Annotated in this window: 22 protein-coding genes and 1 pseudogene; 9 read left to right on the top strand and 14 right to left on the bottom strand. The window is 51.6% G+C overall.

Annotation, left to right across the window (positions count from 1 at the left end; translation table 11 throughout):
• The first annotated feature begins 51 nt into the window (after nucleotides 1–51).
• A complete protein-coding gene (locus VGK02_10135) occupies nucleotides 52–303 on the top strand; it encodes an AbrB/MazE/SpoVT family DNA-binding domain-containing protein (GenBank protein HEY3375409.1) in 252 nt (83 codons plus the stop codon).
• Nucleotides 304–384: 81 nt separating this feature from the next.
• On the opposite strand, the gene rsmI is transcribed toward VGK02_10135, so the two are convergent.
• Both rsmI and VGK02_10125 read right to left on the bottom strand, forming a co-directional pair.
• Entirely contained in the window at nucleotides 385–1,245 is an 861-nt protein-coding gene (rsmI, locus tag VGK02_10130; GenBank protein ID HEY3375408.1) for a 16S rRNA (cytidine(1402)-2'-O)-methyltransferase, read from the bottom strand.
• Between the two features lie 95 nt (nucleotides 1,246–1,340).
• The gene (locus tag VGK02_10125; GenBank protein HEY3375407.1) at nucleotides 1,341–2,441 is read right to left on the bottom strand and encodes a DUF362 domain-containing protein; all 1,101 of its coding nucleotides are present in this window, start codon (nucleotides 2,439–2,441) and stop codon (nucleotides 1,341–1,343) included.
• 274 nt (nucleotides 2,442–2,715) lie between these two features.
• Here VGK02_10125 and VGK02_10120 point away from each other — a divergent pair, with 274 nt between their 5' ends.
• On the top strand, nucleotides 2,716–3,375 hold the full coding sequence (locus VGK02_10120) for a BON domain-containing protein (GenBank protein ID HEY3375406.1): 660 nt from the start codon (nucleotides 2,716–2,718) through the stop codon (nucleotides 3,373–3,375).
• Nucleotides 3,376–3,472: 97 nt separating this feature from the next.
• On the opposite strand, the gene VGK02_10115 is transcribed toward VGK02_10120, so the two are convergent.
• The 5 genes and pseudogenes from VGK02_10115 to VGK02_10095 all read right to left on the bottom strand — a co-directional run bounded on the left by VGK02_10115 (nucleotide 3,473) and on the right by VGK02_10095 (nucleotide 10,368).
• Entirely contained in the window at nucleotides 3,473–5,920 is a 2,448-nt protein-coding gene (locus VGK02_10115; GenBank protein ID HEY3375405.1) for an ATP-binding protein, read from the bottom strand.
• Nucleotides 5,921–6,045: 125 nt separating this feature from the next.
• Complete coding sequence (locus tag VGK02_10110) at nucleotides 6,046–7,005, bottom strand: ROK family glucokinase (GenBank protein HEY3375404.1); 960 nt, start codon at nucleotides 7,003–7,005, stop codon at nucleotides 6,046–6,048.
• 11 nt (nucleotides 7,006–7,016) lie between these two features.
• Nucleotides 7,017–7,799: a metallophosphoesterase gene (locus tag VGK02_10105; GenBank protein HEY3375403.1), complete on the bottom strand. Its 783-nt coding sequence runs from the start codon at nucleotides 7,797–7,799 to the stop codon at nucleotides 7,017–7,019.
• Between the two features lie 184 nt (nucleotides 7,800–7,983).
• On the bottom strand, nucleotides 7,984–9,900 hold the full coding sequence (locus VGK02_10100) for a copper-translocating P-type ATPase (protein ID HEY3375402.1): 1,917 nt from the start codon (nucleotides 9,898–9,900) through the stop codon (nucleotides 7,984–7,986).
• 129 nt (nucleotides 9,901–10,029) lie between these two features.
• Nucleotides 10,030–10,368: pseudogene (locus VGK02_10095) on the bottom strand (heavy metal-associated domain-containing protein).
• Nucleotides 10,369–10,705: 337 nt separating this feature from the next.
• On the opposite strand from VGK02_10095, the gene VGK02_10090 reads away from it, so the two are divergent.
• Nucleotides 10,706–10,981, top strand: coding sequence for a metal-sensitive transcriptional regulator (locus VGK02_10090; GenBank protein ID HEY3375401.1), 276 nt, complete (start codon nucleotides 10,706–10,708; stop codon nucleotides 10,979–10,981).
• Nucleotides 10,982–11,098: 117 nt separating this feature from the next.
• Here VGK02_10090 and VGK02_10085 read toward each other — a convergent pair whose 3' ends face one another.
• From VGK02_10085 to VGK02_10055, 7 genes are all read right to left on the bottom strand, one after another.
• Nucleotides 11,099–11,818, bottom strand: a complete 720-nt coding sequence (locus VGK02_10085; GenBank protein HEY3375400.1) for an ABC transporter ATP-binding protein — start codon at nucleotides 11,816–11,818, stop codon at nucleotides 11,099–11,101.
• A gap of 8 nt (nucleotides 11,819–11,826) precedes the next feature.
• On the bottom strand, nucleotides 11,827–12,984 hold the full coding sequence (locus tag VGK02_10080) for an ABC transporter permease (protein ID HEY3375399.1): 1,158 nt from the start codon (nucleotides 12,982–12,984) through the stop codon (nucleotides 11,827–11,829).
• A 10-nt stretch (nucleotides 12,985–12,994) separates the two neighbouring features.
• Nucleotides 12,995–14,155 (bottom strand): FtsX-like permease family protein, encoded by a 1,161-nt coding sequence (locus VGK02_10075; GenBank protein HEY3375398.1) that lies wholly within the window; start codon nucleotides 14,153–14,155, stop codon nucleotides 12,995–12,997.
• 34 nt (nucleotides 14,156–14,189) lie between these two features.
• A complete protein-coding gene (locus tag VGK02_10070; protein ID HEY3375397.1) occupies nucleotides 14,190–14,822 on the bottom strand; it encodes a hypothetical protein in 633 nt (210 codons plus the stop codon).
• Nucleotides 14,823–14,860: 38 nt separating this feature from the next.
• Complete coding sequence (locus VGK02_10065) at nucleotides 14,861–15,523, bottom strand: Fe-S-containing protein (protein HEY3375396.1); 663 nt, start codon at nucleotides 15,521–15,523, stop codon at nucleotides 14,861–14,863.
• 145 nt (nucleotides 15,524–15,668) lie between these two features.
• Nucleotides 15,669–16,649, bottom strand: a complete 981-nt coding sequence (locus VGK02_10060; protein HEY3375395.1) for a M56 family metallopeptidase — start codon at nucleotides 16,647–16,649, stop codon at nucleotides 15,669–15,671.
• Nucleotides 16,650–17,066 carry a BlaI/MecI/CopY family transcriptional regulator gene (locus VGK02_10055; protein HEY3375394.1) on the bottom strand — a complete coding sequence of 139 codons (417 nt, stop codon included), beginning with the start codon at nucleotides 17,064–17,066 and terminating at the stop codon, nucleotides 16,650–16,652.
• A gap of 220 nt (nucleotides 17,067–17,286) precedes the next feature.
• On the opposite strand from VGK02_10055, the gene VGK02_10050 reads away from it, so the two are divergent.
• The 6 genes from VGK02_10050 to VGK02_10025 all read left to right on the top strand — a co-directional run.
• Complete coding sequence (locus VGK02_10050; GenBank protein HEY3375393.1) at nucleotides 17,287–18,006, top strand: cytochrome c biogenesis protein CcdA; 720 nt, start codon at nucleotides 17,287–17,289, stop codon at nucleotides 18,004–18,006.
• Between the two features lie 364 nt (nucleotides 18,007–18,370).
• Nucleotides 18,371–19,246 carry a hypothetical protein gene (locus VGK02_10045; GenBank protein ID HEY3375392.1) on the top strand — a complete coding sequence of 292 codons (876 nt, stop codon included), beginning with the start codon at nucleotides 18,371–18,373 and terminating at the stop codon, nucleotides 19,244–19,246.
• Nucleotides 19,247–19,266: 20 nt separating this feature from the next.
• Nucleotides 19,267–20,121: a NapC/NirT family cytochrome c gene (locus tag VGK02_10040; protein ID HEY3375391.1), complete on the top strand. Its 855-nt coding sequence runs from the start codon at nucleotides 19,267–19,269 to the stop codon at nucleotides 20,119–20,121.
• Nucleotides 20,122–20,225: 104 nt separating this feature from the next.
• Nucleotides 20,226–21,800, top strand: coding sequence for a zf-HC2 domain-containing protein (locus VGK02_10035; protein ID HEY3375390.1), 1,575 nt, complete (start codon nucleotides 20,226–20,228; stop codon nucleotides 21,798–21,800).
• Entirely contained in the window at nucleotides 21,797–22,708 is a 912-nt protein-coding gene (locus tag VGK02_10030; GenBank protein HEY3375389.1) for a zf-HC2 domain-containing protein, read from the top strand. Before VGK02_10035 ends, VGK02_10030 begins: the two co-directional genes overlap by 4 nt.
• A 97-nt stretch (nucleotides 22,709–22,805) precedes the next feature.
• Nucleotides 22,806–23,049 (top strand): hypothetical protein (locus VGK02_10025; protein HEY3375388.1); only part of this gene is annotated, 244 nt, incomplete at its 3' end.

The following is a 23,049-nucleotide window of genomic DNA, read 5'->3' as shown; positions in this document are numbered from 1 at the left end:
CATTATAATTGATACAACCACTTGTCAAGGAAAGCAGCAGGAGGATACCGCATGAAGTCCACTGGTATAGTGAGACGAGTAGATGAATTAGGCAGAATCGTAATACCTATGGAGCTCAGACGTACGTTTGGCATCGAAATCAAAGACCCACTGGAAATCTTCGTGGATGGCGACTCCATCGTTCTCTCGAAATTCCAATCGGTGTGCGTTTTCTGCGGAACCGGAACGGGAATTGAGAGCTTTAAGGGTAAGAACGTCTGTCAGGATTGCAAGAAAGAGCTACTCACCGACAAGAAAATGTAGTAAATCGACTACGGTCGCATAGAAGTACCGGAAACCTAGAAGCGACCGTTATTTTTTTTCCGGTTTGCCTACACATAAAACCTACAAACGCCTGCTCGTTGCGTCTTGTTCATGTATGTCCATGACCGCCTCGTAAACGATACGTTTGCTTATTCCAAAATCCCCTGCTATGGTAGCGATTGCTTCTTTTTTTGTTGCGCCCCTATTTATTTTTTCAATCACGGCTTCTCGCAGCTCAGCTCCCGTTACTTCACGGAAAACCAGTTCGCCGGGCCCGCATAATAACACGATTTCGCCCTTGACTTCGGTTTCGCTGAGTTTCTCTACGAGCTCGTTCGCCGTACCCCTGATAATTTCTTCGAATTTCTTTGTAAGCTCCCGGGCGATAACCGTTTTCCGTGCGGAGTCGATCTCGGCTATCTCACCAAGCGTAGCTTTAATACGCCGAGGTGATTCAAATAAAACAACCGTCCGTCCGATGGACAAGAGCTCGGCAAGAAGTTTCATGCGCTCGCCTCTTTTTCGCGGTAAAAACCCCTGGTAAATAAACGAATCGGTTGGAAGCCCCGAGACGACGACTGCCGTGATAAGAGCCGATGGGCCCGGTACCGGTTCTGCCGGGATACCGGCGGCGATGCATGCGGTAATCAGACGATGCCCGGGGTCGGAGATACCCGGCATTCCGGCATCGGAAACCAGGGCGATCGTTTGGCCCTCCAACATATCGTTAATAAGTTCTTGCGCCTTGGACACCTCGTTGTGCTCGTGATAGCTCGTCATCGGCGTCTGAATCTCGTAGCGCGCGAGAAGCTTTGCGGTAACGCGCGTATCTTCGGCGGCGATGCGGTCGACCTCTTTAAGAATGCGAAGCGCCCGAAGCGTGATATCTTCAAGGTTGCCGATCGGCGTCGCGCATACGTAGAGCTTTCCTGTCGTTTTCACTATATTTCCCCTGCTTGCTCTATAAGTGTTTTAAGTCTACTAAGTTGATAGACTTAGTAGACTTTAGCTGCTTTATCGAAAAACGCACGACACGGCTATTTAACTTCAATAAGGTCATACTGCCTCGAACCCAGGCCGATTGCCTCGCCGTGGGCCAACTGTGGCTCCCAATCGGCGCTGTTTGCCGCTTTAAATTTATCGGCGCCGGCAGGCACATCGGCCCTGCTCCCCGCCAAACCCGGCGCTTTATTTACCAGGTCGACGCTCGCCTGATCGATGGCGATTGGGTCGGTTGAGGCGAGAATACCGAGATCGGTAACGATCGGCATTTCATTGAAGTTCCAACAATCGCAGTCGGGGCTCACATTGAGAACAAAATTGAAAAAGCCGACTTTGCCCGGCTTATCTTTGCAGACCGCCCACGCGTACTCGCAGATTTTCTCCTGCACGGCGCTTGCTTCTGTTTTCCAGTTAACCGCAATCGCCTGCGAGGGACAGGTAACCGTGCATTCCCCGCATCCCAGACATTTGTTCTGATCGATAACGGCGATACCCGTTTCCTTGTTGACCGTAATTGCCGATGCCGGGCACCATTTAACGCATTTTCCGCAACCCTGGCAATGGCCGGCCTCTATATACGGGAGCATGTCGGAATGCATCACCTGTTTGCCGCTGCGGGCGCCCAATCCCATGCCGATGTTCTTCAAAGCGCCGCCAAAGCCGGTTAATTCGTGTCCTTTGAAGTGCGTGAGCGCAATCATCGCATCGGCATGAACCACGGCGCTTCCGATTTTTGCTTCCTTTACGCGCTTGCCGTCGATCTCGATACTCACATAATCTTTGCCGTTAAGGCCGTCGGCGATAACGATCGGCGCCCCTACGGTCGCATAGCTGAAGCCGTTTTCGAGCGCCGCGGTGACATGATCGACCGCGTTGGAGCGCCGGCCGACGTAGAGCGTGTTGGCATCGGTGAGAAACGGTTTCCCGCCCGCCGCTTTTACCTTCTCAACGACCCGCCGCGCATAGATCGGCGGCAAAAACGCGGTGTTGCCGGGCTCACCGAAGTGGAGTTTAATCGCTACGATATCGCCTGGCTCAATCAGCGAGGTGAATTTTGCTCTATCAAAAAGCTGGCCGGTTCTATCAAGCCAGCTTTTCTTCTGTCCCTTGAAACTGCTGAAATAAACGTCTGACATACTGCCCCCCCTAAGAAGTTGTATGGATTGTACGGTTTCTTCCGCTTATTATAGCAAAAGCCTACGCACGGCAGGTTTTTGCGTAGGTGTTTCTCCCGATGCTGCCAATCCCTATATGTGCTGTACATCTTATGCCTTCTGCATAAGCCCTGACGGGTTGCTTGCGACGGGCCGGGCCGCTCACCGCAGAGCCTTTACCCGAGTTATGCACATTGAACGCACGGGTAGGATAACTGTGTGATAGAGTCACCGGGCACAGATGAGAGGAGCACACATGGCAAGCGATCAAGAGATTTTATCGGATGTCCAGGACGCGTTGACGTGGGACGTCCGGGTGGACGCGGCAAATATATATATTTCGGTGCGCGAGGGGCGCGTGACTTTGAACGGCACGGTCGAAACCTACGCGCAAAAACTTGACGCAAGCCAGATTGCAAGCCGCATCAAGAGCGTAACCGACGTCATCAACAACCTCATTGTCCGACCGCGTATCGTCCGATCAGACCTTGAAATTCGCGACGACATCGAGGCGGCGCTTCGCCGTGACGTCTTAGTTGATGAGACCGACATCGTGGTTAACATCGCCAACGGTATCGTGGTGTTAAGCGGCGCCGTGGGTACTGTCACTGAGAAAAACGCCGCCGAGAGCGATGCCTGGCTGACACCCGGCGCAACCGACGTCATCAACAATATTGTTGTAACGCCGGCGCTTGTTCGAATGGACAAGGATATTGAAGCCGACGCTCGGGCTTCTCTTGCCCGCGATACGCGGATCGACATTGAAAATGTCGATATCGAAGTGGTTGACGCCATTGTCTACTTGCGCGGTACCGTCGCCGATTTTACCCAGAAATGGATCGCTTCCGATATCGCCTGGTGGACGCCGGGTGTTCGCGACGTCGTTAACGAACTCACAGTTAAGGCGGCGGCTTAAATCGTTATGTAAGCCGCCTTTTAACCCTTGATGTGCGATCCGTTGTTCGTGCCCGCCGATATCTCCCGTTGTTTTCTTACTTTTGCTTTGCTATGCGCTATGCTGCTTGCCTACCTTCCCGCTCTTCGGGAACTTCATATTCCTTGAGCGTATCCGCCATCTTTTTGAGCTTCTCGTTAACTAGGTAGTGAATTGTGCCCTCGGGATAGGTGCCGTCTTCACGGCGTTGTCCCGCGTCTACACCGGTTAGAACCTCAATTCCTTCATCGATGGTCTTGACCGGCCAGATATGGAACTTACCGGCTTTAACCGCTTCGACGACTTCGGATTTGACCATCAGGTTGACGACGTTTTGGTGCGGAATCATAACGCCCTGGTCACCAGTCAAGCCGCGGGCGTTGCAGATATCAAAGAAGCCTTCGATCTTGTGATTGACGCCGCCGATCGGCTGCACTTCGCCGAGCTGGTTAACCGAGCCGGTAACCGCGATGTTTTGGCGTATCGGCACTTCAGATAGTGCACTGAGCAACGCGTACAGCTCGGTCGACGATGCTGAGTCGCCGTCGACGCCCTCGTAGCTCTGCTCGAAGGTGAGGCTCGCCGATATCGAGAGCGGTTTATCCTGCGCGTATTGGCCGGCGAAGTAATTGGACAAAATCAACACGCCTTTGCTGTGCGACGGGCCGCTTAGATCGATCTCGCGCTCGATGTTGATCACGCCCTTGGTGCCCAGGTGCGTCTTGGCGGTGATGCGCGAGGGGCGCCCGAATATATAATCACCCAGGCTGATAACAGAGAGCGCATTTATCTGCCCGGCAACCGCCTCCTCAGTCTTTATCATCACGATGTCACGCTCGATCATTTCCTGGATTTTCGCTTCGATCATGTTCGAGCGAAACTTTTTATGCCCGATCGCTTTATCGATATGCTTAGCCGATACAAGCTCGGCATTTTCCGCGCTCGCCCAGTAGCTGGCCTCGCTCGCAAGATCGCCGATATCTAAGAACCTGGTTGAGAGCTTTTGCTGGTCCCCTGCAAGCCACGAGCCGTACTCAACGAGACGTGCAACACCCGCCGGATCGAAGTTCTTGATGTGTGATGCCCGCACACGTTCGCTCACGAAATTAGCGTAGCGCTGCATATGCTCGTCACTACGCACCATCTCGGTGTTGAAATCCGCTTTGACCTTGAACAGCTCGCGGAAATCTTCATCCATGGCATAGAGCAGCATATAAATATACGGATTGCCGATGAGGATGATCTTCACATCGAGCGGAATCGGCTCCGGCTTGATTGTGGTGGCCGGGATAACGCGATACTGCTCGCCCATAAGCTCTAAGCGGATCTCTTCGCTTCGAATTGCACGCTTTATCGCATCCCAGGCTAGCGGGCTTGTGAGCACGTCAAGAGCGTGCATCACCAAATAACCGCCATTCGCCCGGTGCAGCGCGCCTGATTTGATCATACTGAAATCGGTGCTCATTGCACCAAACTGAGCCCGGTACTCGGTCTTACCGATCAGATTGTAATACGATGGGTTAAGCTCGAGCACCACCGGCGCTCCCTGAAGGTCACTGTTGTTGACTACGATATTGACCTTGTAGCGGTCAAACGTTATCGGCCGTTGCAGCGCTTCCAAGCCGGGAATTGAAACTGCCGGTTTTTCCCCCGGGCGAAAATCGTCTAGATTGTTGATAATGTCCTTCTCGACCTCGTTGAGGTACTCCAGTACCTTCGAGCAATCGCTGTAGCGATCGCGTATATCCTGCAGAAGGTGCCCGATCGCAAACAACGCTATCTCTTGGTCGAGGTCTTGAATCTTTTGCTTGGCCCCTTTTTCACCTTTGCGTATGCGGGCCAGCACATCGTTGATCTCCGACTGGAGCTCTTCGCCTTCGCGCTGGATCTCTTTGCGCTGGTCATCCGGAAGCGTGCTGTAATCTTCACGACGAAGCGGCTTACCATGGACTAACGGTATCGTAACGATACCGGCCGTCGTAATATCAACAGCGAACCCGCGTTTTTCGGCCTCCGCCTCGATCTCCGCCAAACCTTGCTCGCGTTCGGTCTCAAATTCGTTTGCAATGCGGGTTTTGCGCTCCTCGTATTCTTTGCTCTCGAATGCTTTTGGGATCTCGGAGCGCGCACTTTCAATCAAGTCCTCCATATCTTTTGCGAAGTTTTTGCTGCGGCCCGGCGGTAGCGAAATAGCGAGCGGCCGGTCCGGGTCGTTAAAATTGTTGACGTAGCACCAGTCGCGCGGTACCGGCTCTTGCTTTGCTTTCATATTGACGTAGTCTTGAATCGTCGATGTCTTGCCTACTCCAGAAGGCCCGGCCGCGTAGAGATTGAAACCCTTTGTTTTTATACCGAGACTAAACTGCATAGCCTCGACGGCCCGCTGCTGGCCGATTGTTACCTCGATCGGCGCTACGTCCGCAGTGGAAGAGAATGAAAATATTGAAGGGTCACACTCGCGCCGCAGGTCTTCGACGGCGACTTCAGCGAAATTCCCCCTGGATTTCGTAAGCTTTAGCTCTGCCATACCTTCCCCTTTCATTCATAAAACTCGTTACCTTGTAATTTCCCTTCAAACCAAAACAGGAAACATGCAAGAGGGAGACTATGGTTTTTCTTTTAGGGGATACATAAGGTAGGAATATAAGCAACCTACTGCAAGCTCAGCTCATTGAAGGTAAGCGCGGCGGCACCGAGTACGCCCGCCTGATTGCCAAGATCGGCGAGCACGACTTGAGCGACTTCTTTGTTCGGTGAAAGCGTGCACTCGGCAACAATCCTGCGAACCGGTTCGAGAACGAGCTCGCCGGCCTCGGCCATGCCGCCGCCAAGCACAACAAGCTGGGGATTGAAAATGTTGATGATATTATTAACACCGATGCCGAGCCAGTAGCCGGTTTCCTTAAATGCTTCCATAGCGACGGCGTCGCCATGTTGAGCTGCCTCGGTAACCATAGGCCCGGTAATTCGCTCAATTTCTCCGCCGGCGCCTTTGACTACGAGGTTCTCCGGATGCCTGGCTGCCAACTCCTTAGCTATGCGAACGAGAGCCCTGCCTGAAGCCAGCTCTTCAAAGCACCCGCAAGAGCCGCACGAGCACCTGCGGCCGTTCGCTTGCACGACCATGTGCCCGATCTCGGCGGCGCTTCCGGTCTCACCGCGATACAGACAACCGTTAATGATAATGCCGGCCCCGATGCCGGTGCCCAGCGTAAGTGCAACAACATCGCGCGCACCCCTGGCGGACCCATAATAGAGTTCACCGAGCGCCGCCAGATTGCCGTCGTTATCCATAAATGTCGGTAGGCCGAACTCGCTTTCAATAATCGCGTGCAAGCTTACATTACGAAACGGCAGGTTGGGTGATTCGACGATTATCCCGCGTGCAAAATCGATCGTGCCGGCAACCGCCAGCCCGACGCCGACAATTTCTTCGGCTTTGAACACGTCGATGAGTTTTGCAATCGTTTCTTTGATTGCGGTGATAACGGTTTCTGTGGTTACGTTGGGTGTATCGATCTGAAGAGACGAGCGCATGCGCCCGTCGCGGTCGACAACGGCGGCCGCGATTTTCGTTCCTCCAACATCCAAAGCGATTGCGAGACGATTCACTGATTCAACCCCTAAAACACCGGGCTTCTCGGGAACGACCATTCCTCGGCGAAATCTTCGCCGGGCGTCCTCGTGGTAACGATCACGGTTCCCGGTGTGACGGTAACAATATTATACGATGGTGGAGTATACCCGCGAGTGCGAAGCGTTGAAACCGTCCCGCTGTTTACGATAAGCATATTGGCGACCGGCCATACGTACGGCACATGTTTGTGTCCGCACAAGACCAGCTCAACACCGATGCCGCGGAGCCGGGCCAACACATCACCGGCATCGAGAACGATATTTCGTTCGCGCCCCGTCCCCGGGATACTCACCAGGTGATGATGCAGCACAAACACCTTGTAAGCATGTTCGATATTAAATTCATCGCGCATCCAATCGTATTGTTCGCGGCCGATCTCGCCGTCGTTGAGATCGGGCTTGGCGGAGTCGACCGCCACAAACTTGATTCGTGACTGGAAGTTATCCTTCGAAGGCAGTCCGAATTCAAGATCGAACGCTCTGTACCGGGTGCCGAATATACTCTCGAAATGCAAGTATCCTAGGTTTCGATGGTCATGATTGCCGGCGGTCACAATTTTTACCGGGCATTCAATCATATCAATATATGTCTTGGCCTGCTCGAATTCATCGCGATAGCCGGCGGTCGTGAGATCGCCGCAGATCACTGCGATCTTCGGCTGTGCTTCATTGATCTCGCGAATCGCGCTGAGCAATAAACCCTCTTCGAAGCGGGGATCGCCGCAATGCAAATCAGATATCTGCGCTATTTTATACGATTCGATTTCCATGAGCAGCTCCGCCTGTTAGATGCAAGATATTCAGCCAAGACTCAGTAAAAGCTCGCGCTTTACGACGTATGTTTCCTAATCTTGTTGGGATTATGCAACTTCGCCTAACAAGCCTTCGCTTATTAGTGGTTACATCGGACAATTGCTCTACGACTTGAGTATTATTGCGGGTTCATTGCAAGTATTACTGCAGCTGCGGTGCTTTGAAACGCCGTAAGCGAAGCGAGTTTGACACAACCGAGACCGAGCTAAACGCCATTGCGGCGGCCGCATACATCGGATCGAGCCGTATGCCCCATATCGGATACAGCGCACCTGCGGCAACCGGTATAAGGATAACATTATAGAAAAACGCCCAGAAGAGGTTCTGGTAGATCGTCTTAAGGGTACGACGTGACAGCGCTATTGCCGTTACCAGACCCTGTATATCCCCGCTGATGAGCGTGATGTCCGAAGCCTCGATTGCAACATCGGTGCCCGTGCCGATTGAAATACCGATATCTGCCTGGGCGAGTGCGGGCGCATCGTTGATCCCATCGCCGACCATGGCAACGACGTGCCCGGTATTTTGCAGGCGCTTTACCTCCTTGGCTTTATCGACCGGAAGCACCTCGGCAAGCACTTTATCGACGCCGACTTCGCGCGCGATTGCCTGTGCGGTGCGCTCGTTGTCCCCGGTAATCATAGCAACAGTCAGACCCATCTCGCGGAGCTTTGCAACCGCCGCACTTGAATGCGGTTTTAATACATCGGCAACGGCAACGATGCCCGCGACCCGGCCATCGACCGCAAGATACATCGGTGTTTTCCCTTGTTCGGATAGGGAAAGCGCCCGATCGGCCAAACCATCAAGCGAGATGGTGTGTTCTTGCATGAGGCGCAGGTTGCCCAGAAGCACGGATTTACCATTAATAAGCGCTCTAATACCGCGACCGGTCAATGATTCAAACTCATCCGTCTCGGTGAACTGTACATGGCTCTCGCGAGCTTTTGCGACTATCGCTTCGCCAAGCGGGTGCTCTGAGTGGCGCTCGGCAGATGCCGCAAGGCGCAAGATATCGGCCTCATCAAAGTTGTTCACGCTGATTACGTCGGTTACTACCGGGGTACCCTGGGTAAGCGTGCCGGTTTTATCGAGCACGATGGTATCGATTTTATGCGCGTTTTCCAGCGCCTGCGCATCGCGAATGAGGATGCCGTTCTGCGCCCCCTGGCCGGTGCCGACCATGATCGCCGTCGGTGTTGCCAAGCCCAGCGAACACGGACACGCGATTATGAGCACCGCAATAAAGCTGAGAAGCGCGGGCGTAAACGATGGTTGGGGCCCAAATATCAACCAGATAATAAACGTGATGAGCGCAATCGTGAGAACGATCGGCACAAAATAGCTGGCCACAATATCCGCCAGACGCTGTATCGGCGCTTTCGAGCCCTGCGCCTCTTCAACCAGGCGGACGATTTGTGCAAGCGCGGTTTCCGAGCCGACTTTAGTAGCCGTGAAGCTAAAGGCGCCGGTTTTGTTGATTGTAGCGCCGATAACTTCATCACCCGCTTGCTTCTCAACCGGCAGGCTTTCACCGGTAATCATCGATTCATCGACAGATGAATGTCCTCCAGTTATGACGCCGTCAACCGGTAATTTCTCACCGGGGCGAACGATGACAGTATCGCCGGCACGGATATCTTCAATAGGAATGTCGACCTCGCGCCCGTCTCGAACCACCCGGCCGGTTTTTGGTTGCAGGCCGAGGAGCCGTTTTATCGCATCGGAGGCGCGCCCCTTAGCTTGCGCCTCAAGGTAGCGACCGAGCAAGATAAGCGTAATAATCACGGCCGCCGTGTCGTAGTAGACGCTTTTCTGTAATCCCTGAACTGCGAAGAACGCCGGGAAGAAGGTAACGGCAACGCTATAGAGAAATGCTACGCTGGTACCGACTGCGACCAGGGTGTTCATATCGGTTGTGCGGTGTCGTGCAGCCTTAAACGCACCGCGGTAGAAGCGCCAACCGGCCCAGAACTGAACCGGGATCGTTAAGGCGAGCAGCACGATAAAGCGCAGCTGCGTCGGAATGGTTTTAATCGCTGGAATAAGATCAGGCATGCTGCCGAGCATAACGAGAATGGTAAGAATCGCCGAAATCATCAGGCGTTGTTTTAGCGTCTGCGTTTCAGTTCGCGGTGCACGTTTCGTCGTACCGGCCTGCGCCTCCGCCTCCGGCACTTCGTACCCGGCGTCCACGATCGCCCTTTTAAGCTGTGCGACCCCCGTCATTTCCGGGACATAACGCACGGTCGCTTTATTAGTTGCCAGGTTTACGCTTGCGGAAACAACGCCCGGTACTTTGGAGAGCGCCAACTCAACACGGCGGACACACGATGCGCACGTCATACCATCAACTCGAATACTGATATCTACGGTGGGGACACCGTAGCCGGCATCTTCCACAGCATGCACCAGATCGGCAAAAGTAACGTTTTCGCCAACCTCAACCGTCGCCTTTTGGCTTGATAAGTTTGCATTTACGCTGGTCACGTTATTAATCTTTGCAATCGCCGTTTCCACACGGCGGACGCATGAAGCTCACGTCATGCCTGAAACCGGAAATATGAACCGCTGTGTCATAAATAAACCCTGCCAATGCTATTATTTGTATATTACTATCGCGAGCAGTTACCTTAATCTTCCGAATACACTTAATGTATCACGATATAAGTGACTACTTAAGCAAAGAAACGTCACTAATTGTAAAATAATACCTATGCCCCCTATAGGTATTATAATTATACCATTTTGCTTCAATTTCTAGCAATCTGCATATGAATACTTAAATATGCAGATATGTGAATGTTGACACAGTGGGAACAAATCCCTAATAATAGGAGTATATGTATATAGGGGGTAGGGTATGGCTTCGTACGCAGCCGATAAAGAAAAAATCCTCTCGAGGCTAAAGCGCATCGAAGGTCAGCTCCGGGGCATCCAACGTATGGTGAATGACGAAAAGTACTGTGTCGATGTACTTGTCCAGATATCATCGGTACTTGGTGCTACCCAGCGTGTTGGCTTTATGATCCTGGACGACCATATCAAAGGATGCGTTAAAACAGCAGTGCAGAGTGATGGCGGGGATGAGGCTATTCAAGAACTCATCAGTGTCGTACAGCGCTTTATAAAAACGTAAACACTCCTCTGCTCAGTACTTCAAGAACAAAAAGGAACGTGCAGTTGCCCCCTGCTTGTTCTTTGCTTTCAGCCGGTCCCAGTATAACCACGGCATAATATCTATCTTATTATCCGTTTACCTACAGCTACTATTCATTGCCTCAACAAGCCCCTGATCTTTGCTGCGGATGTCTGCGAGAAGCAATCCGTCCTTGAGTTGGATAAGACGATCCGCGTCACGTATCGAATCAGGATTATGGGTGACCATAACTATGGTCTGCCCTTCACTGTGAAGCTTCTTAAACAGCTCAAGAACCTCTTCGCCGGTTTTACTATCCAAGCTTCCAACCGGCTCATCGGCAAGTAAAACCGGCGGCTCGTTGACGACGGCGCGCGCAATCGCAACCCTGCTTTGTTCACCACCGGATAACTCGGATGGCAACCTTTTAAGCTTTGTTCCCAGGCCAACACGTTCAAGCGCCTGGATTGCGATATCGCGTTTGTTATCGTGCTTGGTAATCACGAGCGGCAGCATGACGTTTTCGATCGCCGTAAGATACGGAATGAGCTGAAGCTGCTGAAACACAAACCCCAGATACTCCCGGCGAAAATCGGCCATTTTCTCTTGCGAAAGATCGTAGACATCGATTTCGTCAACTTCCAAAGCGCCCGAAGTCGGTGGGCTCATCGCTCCAAGAATCGTAAGAAGCGTGCTCTTACCGCTTCCCGAGGGACCCATGACCGCCACGTACTCACCCGCATCTATCGAGAAACTCACGTCATTAAGCGCGCATACGCGAGTCGCATCGTCGCTTCCAAAATATTTACACAAATTCGTTGCAATAAGTAAGGACATATATCCTCCTAAATACTTTTTAGTGCTTCGGCCGGGTCCATACGGGCTGCCCGGTACACCGGGATAATGCTCGAGATAATACCGACGAATACGGCCAGCACTAGCGCCCCTGCAAATACGAGCCCGTTTAGGTTAACGCTAAGCGTAAGTTGCTTATATATCACCGGTAACCCGTAAACCGAGCTAAAACCGATAACGTAGCCGAGAAAGCCGCCCAAAAGGCTTAATATTGCGGTTTCAAGAAGCACGATCTTGACGATCGTAGCCTGGCGGTAGCCAATCGCCCGAAATATACCGATTTCCCGCTTTCGATCGCTAACCGCAGACATCATAGTGGTAAAAACAATACATCCGCTAGTCAGTATAACGATCGCTGTGACTGCGAGGCCGAAGTTTGCCAGAGAACCCGCTGTTCTCTCTTTATACTGTACCGCTTGCTTGATCGACGATACCGACGCGTGGGGCACCGCTCGCTCGATATCTGCAACGACCTGGTTGGTGTCCTGGCTGCTGCGTGTGGATACCTCAATCAGGCTCAACGCGTGCCCGCGATTAAACAGGGTTTGCGCCTGGCGAAGATCGGCAAAGATAAAGCTGTCATCCTGGCTGCCGGTATCGTGAAGGATGCCGGTGACCGTGAAACGCGTGCCCGCAATTTCGACCGCGCTGCCCTTCTTAAGGCGCAGTGTTTTTGCCGCCTCGGTGCCGATGATAATGTCGCCCGGTGCCGATGGACGCCGGCCATCGAGCATCCACCATTTCTTAGCGCGAAATTCTTGGGCAAAATCAGTGCCGACCAGCAGGGCTTGTTCTTTACCGACCGTCACAACTTGCAGCAATGCCGGGGATACAGCCACGAGCCGCGACGCACCCGGCATATGCTTGATGCGTGACATATCCTGTTCGGATAGGGATTGCACCTCATATGTATCGACGCCCGATATCGCCATTCCGCCGTAGGAAAGCGAGAGGTTCGCCGACGCAGGCTGCACGATGACGGTAAAACCAAATGTTTCAAGCTTGCTCTCGATGCTTTTTTGCAGCGCAAGCATAATGGTCACGATAGCGACCAGAGAGGCGACGCAGACAGCGAGCGCAGCGACAATCATTGCCGTCTTGCTCTTTCGTCGCAGTATATTCTTTATTGCAATCGTGCGTACATGCATAGTGATCTTCCTATATCGTATTGATGGCTTCAGCCGGGCTCAGTCGCGACGCGACAACCGCCGGGTAAATGCTTGCAACAATCGCAATTAGTGCCGTGGAGCCGGCGGCGAGTATGGCGAATAACGGATCAAATGCTATGCCGACATCGATACCCACGGCAAACGGCGCTATAATATTCGATGTGACAAAGCCAATGGTATAACCGGTAATTCCGGCCACAAGCCCCGCTGCTCCTGATTCCAGCAATATAATATAGAGGACATGAGCTTTCCGGTAGCCAACGGCACGCATAATGCCGATTTCACGCCGGCGTTCCCGCACTGCGCTGAGCATATTCGTAAACACGATGAGAAACGCGATAGTAGCCATTGTGGTTGAAAGAATCACCGAAAACAGCATAAACCGGCCGACTACCGCATCGCGGGTTTGAGTCGCCTGCCGCACCGCCGACACTTTAGCCGACGTGAGTTTCTCGCTAAGCTGTTCCTGCATGTCGGTAATCGGGCAATTCTTACACCATGCGGCGACCTCGATCAAACTTACCTGGCCCGGTTTACCAAGAAGCGTTTGTGCCCGTTTCAGATCGATATAGACAAGCTCGTCTTCCTGGCTGCCAACCCGGCTCAAGATACCTTTAACTTTGAATTGAGTGTTCTTTATGGTAATCGTATCGCCTGCTTTGACATTGAGAACGTGTGCCGCTTTACCACCGAGCAGAGCATCGTCTGCGCTTACCGGGCGCGCTCCTTGTTTTATCGCCCACCATTTCTTCAGTTTAAATTCATCCGCAAACCGCACGCCCGCAAGTGTGGCTTTGTGCCCATTGACCGGAACAATCCCCAAGAGCTTCGGGGCGACGGTGGCGATGTTTGCGCTGTTCTTAATCGTGCGTATCTTCGCCACATCGGCGCCTGAAAGCAAAGCCGATCGGTAGGTAAGCCCACCTACCGTCACCCCGGCGTACGACAGCGGGAGGCTTTTTGATTTGGGTACGATCACCATGTTTGCACCGTACTCATCGATTTTATCCTGCAAATCGACCGACATAGCCCGCACTATACTATAGAGGCTCGCTACTGTTGCGACCCCGATGGCAAGCGTAACAACAAGCAAAGCGATCTTTGCGGGACGCTCTTTAATGTTCTTCCACGTAATGTGGTAAAGCTTCATAGATCAAAACTCCATCAGGCGGATAATTCTGCGCTTACCAAGGTGTTAGCTGCGTCAGTTGCCCGTTTTGATACTTGAGTTCTTTTACGACTTTGCCGTCTTTGATAATGTTGATCTGCTGATGGCAGCCGTAGTCTTTTACATCTGCGGTAACATTAGCATCGCCGTATTGTTTCGCATACCACTGGATCGCGATATTCTGTAGCTGCTTGGCATCTGCCGGGGTGACGGATGTTCCCGTGCTTCCGGCAGCGCCTTTGCCGCCACAACACCCAGCGGTTCCACCACTTCCGCTTGGCCTGCTGGCCGCACCGCACCCACCGCTGTCGCAGCCGCCGGTGCCGGGTGTTGCTGTTTGGGCGCCGCTGCCTTGCGCGACCGGCTGTCCATCATAACTATAATCACCGGTTATCTGGTTTGCCACCGTATAACCGCTCTGCTGTTGCGCTCGCTGTTCCCTCGATACTGCGGATGAGCGTATCCCCGCATTGACGACGAAGAAGAGGGCTACCACCGCAATCCAAGCGGCAGCGTACAGCGCCACATGCCGCCAGGTGTTGTTTTTGCCGTGCCGTTCTTCGCTTGGACTATTTGCTTCGACCTGTTCGACCTGCGTCTCGGTATTTTGCATATCGCCTTCGATTCTTCCGTCATGTGCATCAGACATGAGACTCCTCCTTGTGCTCGTAGGGCTTAGATATATCTTTACTGGCCGCCGACCGGCCTATCGATTGCCTGCGCCTGCCATGTCGCTAAATCCGCCTCGGCAAGAATAATGGTATCGCCGGCCTGCTTGTGCGCAATTTCATCCGGCGGATAGAGTTTACATGCGCCCGAAATGCCGACCTGCGTCTCCAGATCCCGCTTGGTCCCGCACTGATTACAGGTGAGAGTGCCAGCTGCTTCGATATGCTGGTATTTACCACGGCACGGCGGGCAAAAGCTCACGCCGGTGAAGAGCTTGCCAGACGGTTTAATGTAGGCCATCATTGGAATGATCTGCCGATCGGACGGCCTGGTGTATTCAAAGTAGACTATCTTGTTTTTGATGATATCGGCCGCGCTGATAGAGATCGCGCCGCCCTTGATTTGCGGCTGTACCGGCGACATCTGAATCGCTGAATCATATGTAAGCGGCTCGGTTAATACGGCCGGCTGGTAACCTTGGGATAGAAATCGCCCTAAGTATTTAGCCTCTTCAGGCGTTGCCTGGGCTACATTCGACCCCCGTGATTGCAACCATACTCCGCCGCCGATTGCTGTGAGCGCAATAACGGTAATGACTATATAAAGCACCATCGAGGGTTTCTTTTTCGCAACAAATTGATCTCGTTTGCCTTTGGTTCGGGATCCCGTTGTATTTCCCATCGTACATAACACCTTTCATCTCGATCTATCAACGACCTTGGTCTTCCATAGTGACCGGCACCCGTCGTTACTGAGTTAACTCTTTGTTCCAAAATAACTACTACAATGCATAGTAGTACAAGCCAAAAAAATTTCGTCTCGTATATTAATTTACACGGCAACAACTCTTATTCTTTACGGTGCATTCCCCTCCCATTTTACAGTTCGAAACAAGCGCAGATTTTGCATACGGCTGTGCGTAGGCAAGGCCTATTGCACCTGCAAGAATAACGATACTTAAACCTATGCTAACAACCAGCCTCACGGCAGACGGTCGCACCCGGTCCGTAGAGCCCAGAAGCCGGTGAACCCGGGTTTTTGCCGTAGCCTTGTCGGAAAAAAACGTAGCGTACGCCGGCGATAAGCGTTTGTGACTGCGGGCGGCCTTCGAAACCGAAACAATCGCGCTCGCCAACTCTACCGGCTTGCCGGTAATACTAACGGCGAAATCATCCGCCGCAAATTCTTTTTCGTGTATAAAAATTGAGAGCAAGTGGTGGCTTACCGGTAACGGCCACAAGAAATCGCGAACAAAAAGGGCGACAAATATTGCCAGGTTATCACGCCGCTTGATATGAGCGATCTCATGGGCAACCAGTGCCGATAGCTCTTCAGTGCTCAAAACCTCGATAACGCCTCCCGAAAGGCACATGACCGGCTTAAGCACGCCGTACGTGAACGCCACAACATTGCTCTCCTCGGAGACGCGAACATCGAACGATTCCGCATTAAGCTCTTCAAGAACAGTGCGAAGCTTTGGCACGCAAACAGCCTTAATATGGTACCGCTGTGCTGCTCTGCGAGCTAAAACAATAACCGTTGCCGCCCTGATAACCGCAAGTATCAGTGCTGCGAGCGTAACGGTAAACAACAGCTGCTGCGGATTTCCAAGTATCTGTAGACTTGAATGATACGCACTCGTGCACCGTGATTCCAGCACGTTGCAGGTATGCGTCACTTCTTGAATTGCAGCGCTGCCGGCAATCCAGGAGCCCAGATTATAGAGAAGCAGGCAGGCTACAGCCAACCCGAGCGCCCCAAGCCCTATTAAGCTGTACTTCGTGTTTTTAGAGGGCAAATCAGTCATTTACAGCTGTTTCCTTTTCTCCTGAATCAACCGTTCGAGCTCGTCAAGCGTACTCTCATCCTCGGTTAGGCTGTCGACAAAAAACGCGAGCGCTCGGGCACCGAGATCGATGTGGAAGCCTTTCATAACTAAATCGAACATGGTTTGGCTAAACTCGGCTTTGCTGATTGCGGCAGCGTAGAGGTACTGCTTACCGTCACGTTCTTTCTTCAAAATACCCTTGTCGGCAAGCCTGCTCATAACCGTCATTACCGTTGTGTACGCGATATCGCGGTTTTGCTCGAGCAGACCGTGTATCTCGCGCACGCTGGCGATGTCACGCTGCCATACCAGTTCCATAATATCGGCCTCAAGGTCTCCGAGAGCTTTCCGGACGCCCGATTCACCAAGCCTTAGATTTCCCACCCTAAATACCATTGTAGCCAACCTCTGATTTCCGTGTTAAGCAAACTATTTTTCTATTTACTATGCTTTGTAGTATATCTCGGTTCAACCATACTGGCAAGAGAATGTGTGCTTGATCGCACTAGCGAACATAAACAAAAGTTGAAACATTTAAAAACCACTCCTTTTTCTGGTATCCTATGTTAGAATTGGAAGTAATACTTATACCGGTAGGGGGTATCGGGGGGTATATATGAGCGCTAGTCCAGAAGTTAGTTTGCTTATGGCCTTTTCGGCAGGTATTATATCGTTTGTTTCTCCGTGTGTCCTGCCGCTAATTCCAGGATACCTCTCCTTTATCTCAGGGGTATCGGTAGATCAACTCGGAAACGCCTCGGCGCAATCTCGCATGCGCGTGCTGGCGGCTACGCTTCTCTTCATCGCCGGTTTTGCCGCGATTTTCGTTGCGCTCGGTGCCTCGGCAGGGCTCGCCGGGTCCTGGCTTATCTCATATAAATCGGTGTTAACCAAAGCTGCGGGCGTGATGATTATCGTGTTCGCCTTATTTACTATGGAGATCATCAAAATTCCACAACTCTATAGTACCAAGCGCCTTGATTTCGGTTCGCGGAATTTCGGCATCTGGGGTGCGCTTCCCCTCGGTATGGCGTTTGGCTTTGCCTGGACACCATGCGTCGGCCCGATCCTTGCCTCTATTTATGCGGTTGCAATGACAAGCCAGAACGTGGGCCAAGCCACAATACTGCTCAGCACCTACGCGCTAGGCTTAGGTGTTCCCTTTATAGCGACGGCGTTGTTCTTTAATGCCGCATTGAGCGCATTTAAATGGATTAAAAAGAACTATCGTGCGGTAAATATTGTTAGCGGTCTGCTTCTACTCACAATGGGTGTGCTTATCCTAACCGGAAAATTGAATATGCTGAACATCTTGTTTCAAAAGCTTGCAAGTTAGCATGCAGTACATACGGCTTGTAGGGCAATTTAAAAAGCAGGGAGCCTTGTTAATATTTACATCTGATTCGCTTGACAAACACTTGACAAACCCAAGCCCATACTGGCTATAATAGGGATGGCCTTATCGCACCTTGTAATTATTGACACATCCTGCGCACTACTACTTAAGCAACGAAATCACCTGATGGTTACCGTGTTGCAGGATTACTGTTGTGAAACAAGGTGTAAGTTTTTCTTATTTTGTGAATTTGTAATATTCATCGGCCTGGACATAGCCGCTAAAGTCTACGGCATTTTGGCCGATTCTTTGTTTGATAGCTGTATAACATGCCGTTCATAACGAATTCAGGATGGTTCATTAGATGCGATTGCCTAAGAAATTACCTAAATTACCGAAAATCACACCTAGAGTAAGAAGGTTCGCTCTTTACCAAGTTGGGCTACTCGTCGTTGTGCTTCTTGGCTTCATGGTCGCAGGCAACGCCATGGTTAACCGCCATCAAACCTGCCAGATGTGCCATGAAATGAATACGGTGGTAGGCACGTGGCAGGCGTCTTCGCATGAAAAAATACTTTGCACCCAATGTCACCATAAAAAACCAGGCTATTACGGCTTTATCTTAGGCATACCGCACAAAATAACGGACGGAGTTACCCACATGATGGGTGCCTACGAAGAGCCGATTCAAGCAAAAAGCTCGATCCAAAACGAGGTTTGCCAGCAATGCCACGTGAGTTGGAGAAACGTATCCCCATCGGGCGACCTTGTTATCCCGCATGAGAAACACTTCAAGAAAGCAAAACTTGCGTGCGTTCGGTGCCATGCCGACGTCGTTCACGGTGAGCAAACCGAAGGAAAATTCATGCGGCGCCCACCGATGGAACTCTGCTTGAGCTGCCATGGCGGCGGCTCGAACACCGCGCCAACGTTAACTTGCAAGAAATGCCATACGGAGAAAGCGGTTCCGTCAAATCATAAAAAAGACAATTGGTTTGCAATGCACGGCACAATCGCAAAAGATCCGAAGAATCCGGACGAGCAGTGCAGGCGTTGCCATGGTTGGACAACCGATTTCTGTAACGCGTGCCATGCCGGCAAGCGCCCGTCGACACACTACGGCGGCGAAAAGTGGCGCTCATTCCATGCGATTCGCGCCAAAGCAGATAAAACCGGCTGTTTCGTGTGCCATAACGAGAAAAGCTTCTGCCAGAGATGTCACGATCCATTTAAGAATTAATAGGAAGGACAGAGAAAACCGTGAGCGGCGGCCCGAGAAATATACTTAATAAAACTAAAGATATATCGAAAACCGTGATCAAGTATTTCCGCGGTAACCCGAGACGCTTAAAATTGCTTGGTGTCGCAGTCGTGGTGGTGGTGCTTGGAAGCTATGGGATGCTTATGGCGACAAACTCACCGCTGTTCTGCCAAAGCTGCCACGAGATGAAACCGGCGTACGGCAACTGGAAAACATCGGTCCATGCCGAGGTTGGCTGCGTCGATTGCCATATAAAACCTGGATTCGGCAACCTCCTGCTGCATAAGATGATGTCTTATAAAGAGATCGTCGCCCATTTAACGGTATACAACAAACCCAACGCACCGAAGATTCACGCACGGGACTTCGAACCGGTAAATGATGCGTGCGGGCAATGCCATTCGATGAACAGAACGTACTCGTTCTCAGGCGATTTGAAAGTGCCGCATAAGCTGCACCTCGATAAAGGCCTCACCTGCCCGACATGCCATTCGCGAGTCGTGCATGGAAACCCTGATCAGCGCAAACCAAAAATGGAAACGTGTCTAACGTGCCACGACGGCAAAAAGGCGCCGGACAAGTGTGGCGCCTGCCATACCAAGAAAGCGGTTCCGGCGAGTCATAAGCAAGGTAACTGGTTTAAGGTTCACGGCCAGATGACAAAGACGATCAATTGCGGCCAGTGCCACAACTGGAGACCTGACTGGTGTATGCAGTGTCACAAACAAAAACCGAAATCTCACCTTGTATTGTGGCGTTCGAATCATGGGGCAAATGCAAAAGCCGATCGCACCGGCTGCAACGCCTGCCACCAGGAGACCTTCTGCTTGCGCTGCCACGGTGTCGCACCGTAAGCATTTCGCGCATGATCTAAGACAGATATAAAGGCTGCTAAAAGGCAGCCTTTTTTATTGTCAGGATTGCTTTTGCATACTATGATTTTTATAGGAGGGGTCATATGGATTGCACGAAGGCACGCAAATTGCTCGCCGCTTATTATGATAATCGTCTTGATTCTGCCGATAAGCAAGAGCTAGAGACCCACTTAGCAAGCTGCACGCGTTGCTCTGAAGTGTTAGCTGCCTTAACCGGGCTACCGCACCTTCTGCGGGGCATCTCTGTTGAAAACTTGCCGAAAACAACAAAACGCCACATTGTACGCAGGTCTAGCCTCCACGACAGAACAACGAATGAGGCTGCTCGAACAAAACAGCCGATGCTTCCGGCATGGGCTATTGCTGTGGCGATTATCCTTGTCTCAGCTATGCTGGTTATCACCCCTCTTATGATAACCGGACGGTTATCACTGGTGGCGACGCACGTTAAAGATGTATTTAACATTTCCCAAGGTTCGCAGCATGCTTCAGTGCAAGGTAATAAAACGAAAAAGCATGCCGAGCCGGAGAAACCCGTTTTTCCAAAACCGTTTATATATCTTCCAGATCCGCAAGTACGCATAGGCACCGAACACAAAACCAAGGAAACGATTGAGCAAGCCGCAATCCAGCCTATAGTGGTTCAATTTTCTCAGGACTTTAGGATCGTTGAGGCAAATGCATATCGCGATCAGGTTATTAACCAATTACTACTGCAAGCGTCATCGCTTGGGCTTAACGCGGGGACGCTGAGACAAGCGGTATTAACGGCGGCTGCGTCTGTTAAGAAGCCGGCGGTTCCGTCTTTTGCTGAACATGCGGTCCTTAACGGACACAATGCCTGGGTTATTGTATTGAATTGGGAAAGCGGTAAACCGGGTACGGCACTATCCCGAATTGCCGTTTATGCAATCGATGAATCCACTTCAAAAATCGTAGAGTCGTGGCCGCAACCGACGCTTCTCGATATGTATGCGCAAGGAGAGAATCCCCATAAAACGCTGTTCTGTAGAGACTGCCATCCTAACTTCGATAATACGCCAAAGAGGTTTTCATCTGTCGATTGGCGCCGAACCGCAAAAACGGCTTGCACTAAGTGCCACGATCATAAGAAACAGTTTGCAAAGTATAAAACCAGTATTCACGGTAAACTCGCGCTCGCAAATAAACCCGGGAAAGATGGTATCCCGGCCCCGACCTGCGCCGATTGCCACAGCGGGCATACCACGCTTGCCCTTAAAAACAACCCTGGGAAACAGGCTGAAATGCACCGAATGGCTAAAGCGATATGTGGCAGATGCCACGAGAAATATTGGCAATCATACAATGATTACTACCATGGGAAAGGCTATAAAGCCGGCGCCCAAGATGCCCCCGCCTGCTGGGATTGCCATGGTTACCATGATATCCAGCCTCTAACGAATACGCGGTCTCATGTAGCATCCGTCCAATTGCCGAGCACGTGTAAGAAATGTCACGAGGGTTCCGACAGCAATTTCGCCGCGTATGCAAAACTTATCCACGGGTATAATAAAGAATTGCAGAGTACATTTATCATGCGGTACCTAACTGCAATAACCGGACTCCTAGGCAGTGAGCCCGAGACGGCTAGTATGTCGAGCAAGAAGCATAGCGCAAAACCGGAGGGTACCAGATGAAACAGTGCAAGAGAATCCGTTTACTTCTACCTGCGTATTTCGATAAAAAGCTCGATACAAGCGAGAAAAAAGAGGTCGAGGAGCACATCAAAGTATGCCCCGATTGTAGCGCGGAATTTGCGCGGGTAGAACAGCTTGTGGGCACACTTCAGACAATTTCGGGCATTGAGCTGCCAAAATCAATAGCCGAACAGCTAGCGGGCACCGTGCAAACCACCAGCACGCGACAGCGTATGGTCGGAGCGGCTCGCGTTATGGCGATTAATCGTCGTCACATCTACCGTACGCTGGCAAACATCGTTTACGTAATTGTTATGCTCGTATGCATCGCTTTTCTTCTCAGGCTATGGATACCTCAGGGGGAGAATGCCTCAGACAATAATACCTCGGCACAAAGCAGCGTCGAGACGACCGCGCAGCAACCTCCGGTTTCGCTGCGCTCGCCGGCCAAGCCAAAAGCTGCGGAGCCTGGCGTTGAAAGCCTTGAAGACGCAAATGCTAACGACAGGGCAAATCGTATGCCACAGCCCCAGGTTAAGATTACTCATGCTCGTTACGATCGTTCCGATGTTGACGATGCGAAATTTCAATCAATCGTGCGCGATTTTAGTTTGACATATAACGAAATGCAGGTAGCACAACTGCAAAACCAGTATGTATCGGATGCTGCACGCCAGGCCGCACAGGCTGGAGAAGACCAAGCGATGTTGCAGACCTCTTTAAAAACACTGCTTTCACGGTTTGAAAAGCCGGCCCTCCCCGCGTATATAGAAAAAGTACGCTTTGAGGGTAAAAACGCCTGGATTATCGTGATTGTATGGAGCGCCGGCGGGCCTGGATCGCAGCTTTCTAATGTATCTGCGTTTGTAATCGACCCGACTCGCAACGCGGTTATGTATACAGAGTAATGAAGCATACATGGTTGTCATAGACCGTCAGTTGCTAGATAATTAAAAAAATAACGAGTAGCCGACTAACCAATAACTGAAGCAAGTGGGGGTTATTATGCCTGATTCGAAACAACTAGACACAGATGTAGCGCAACCAACACAGCCGTCCGGGCCCGCAAACAAGCGGCGCACCACACTGTGGATTGCTGTTACAGCAGTTATCATCCTGTTCCTCGCTATCCCCTATTGGTATACGTCAAACCCTCAAAGCTGCACCCGCTGCCATGATATGCAAAAGTACTACGATTCGTGGAAGATATCATCGCATTCGACCGCGGCAAATAATTGCTTTGTCTGCC

This window comes from Candidatus Aquicultor sp., assembly GCA_036504445.1.
In the GTDB taxonomy this organism is placed as follows: domain Bacteria; phylum Actinomycetota; class Aquicultoria; order Aquicultorales; family Aquicultoraceae; genus DASXVE01.
Note: the sequence above shows the minus strand (reverse complement) of the source record. Positions and strands in the feature narration are given on the sequence as shown.

Coding starts and splice junctions, on each gene's coding strand:
- VGK02_10135 (HEY3375409.1), top strand. CDS start 52: ATGAAGTCCACTGGTATAGTGAGACGAGTAGATGAATTAGGCAGAATC.
- VGK02_10125 (HEY3375407.1), bottom strand. CDS start 2,441: ATGTCAGACGTTTATTTCAGCAGTTTCAAGGGACAGAAGAAAAGCTGG.
- VGK02_10120 (HEY3375406.1), top strand. CDS start 2,716: ATGGCAAGCGATCAAGAGATTTTATCGGATGTCCAGGACGCGTTGACG.
- VGK02_10115 (HEY3375405.1), bottom strand. CDS start 5,920: ATGGCAGAGCTAAAGCTTACGAAATCCAGGGGGAATTTCGCTGAAGTC.
- VGK02_10105 (HEY3375403.1), bottom strand. CDS start 7,799: ATGGAAATCGAATCGTATAAAATAGCGCAGATATCTGATTTGCATTGC.
- VGK02_10100 (HEY3375402.1), bottom strand. CDS start 9,900: ATGCCTGATCTTATTCCAGCGATTAAAACCATTCCGACGCAGCTGCGC.
- VGK02_10090 (HEY3375401.1), top strand. CDS start 10,706: ATGGCTTCGTACGCAGCCGATAAAGAAAAAATCCTCTCGAGGCTAAAG.
- VGK02_10085 (HEY3375400.1), bottom strand. CDS start 11,818: ATGTCCTTACTTATTGCAACGAATTTGTGTAAATATTTTGGAAGCGAC.
- VGK02_10080 (HEY3375399.1), bottom strand. CDS start 12,984: ATGCATGTACGCACGATTGCAATAAAGAATATACTGCGACGAAAGAGC.
- VGK02_10075 (HEY3375398.1), bottom strand. CDS start 14,155: ATGAAGCTTTACCACATTACGTGGAAGAACATTAAAGAGCGTCCCGCA.
- VGK02_10070 (HEY3375397.1), bottom strand. CDS start 14,822: ATGTCTGATGCACATGACGGAAGAATCGAAGGCGATATGCAAAATACC.
- VGK02_10065 (HEY3375396.1), bottom strand. CDS start 15,523: ATGGGAAATACAACGGGATCCCGAACCAAAGGCAAACGAGATCAATTT.
- VGK02_10060 (HEY3375395.1), bottom strand. CDS start 16,649: ATGACTGATTTGCCCTCTAAAAACACGAAGTACAGCTTAATAGGGCTT.
- VGK02_10055 (HEY3375394.1), bottom strand. CDS start 17,066: ATGGTATTTAGGGTGGGAAATCTAAGGCTTGGTGAATCGGGCGTCCGG.
- VGK02_10050 (HEY3375393.1), top strand. CDS start 17,287: ATGAGCGCTAGTCCAGAAGTTAGTTTGCTTATGGCCTTTTCGGCAGGT.
- VGK02_10045 (HEY3375392.1), top strand. CDS start 18,371: ATGCGATTGCCTAAGAAATTACCTAAATTACCGAAAATCACACCTAGA.
- VGK02_10035 (HEY3375390.1), top strand. CDS start 20,226: ATGGATTGCACGAAGGCACGCAAATTGCTCGCCGCTTATTATGATAAT.
- VGK02_10030 (HEY3375389.1), top strand. CDS start 21,797: ATGAAACAGTGCAAGAGAATCCGTTTACTTCTACCTGCGTATTTCGAT.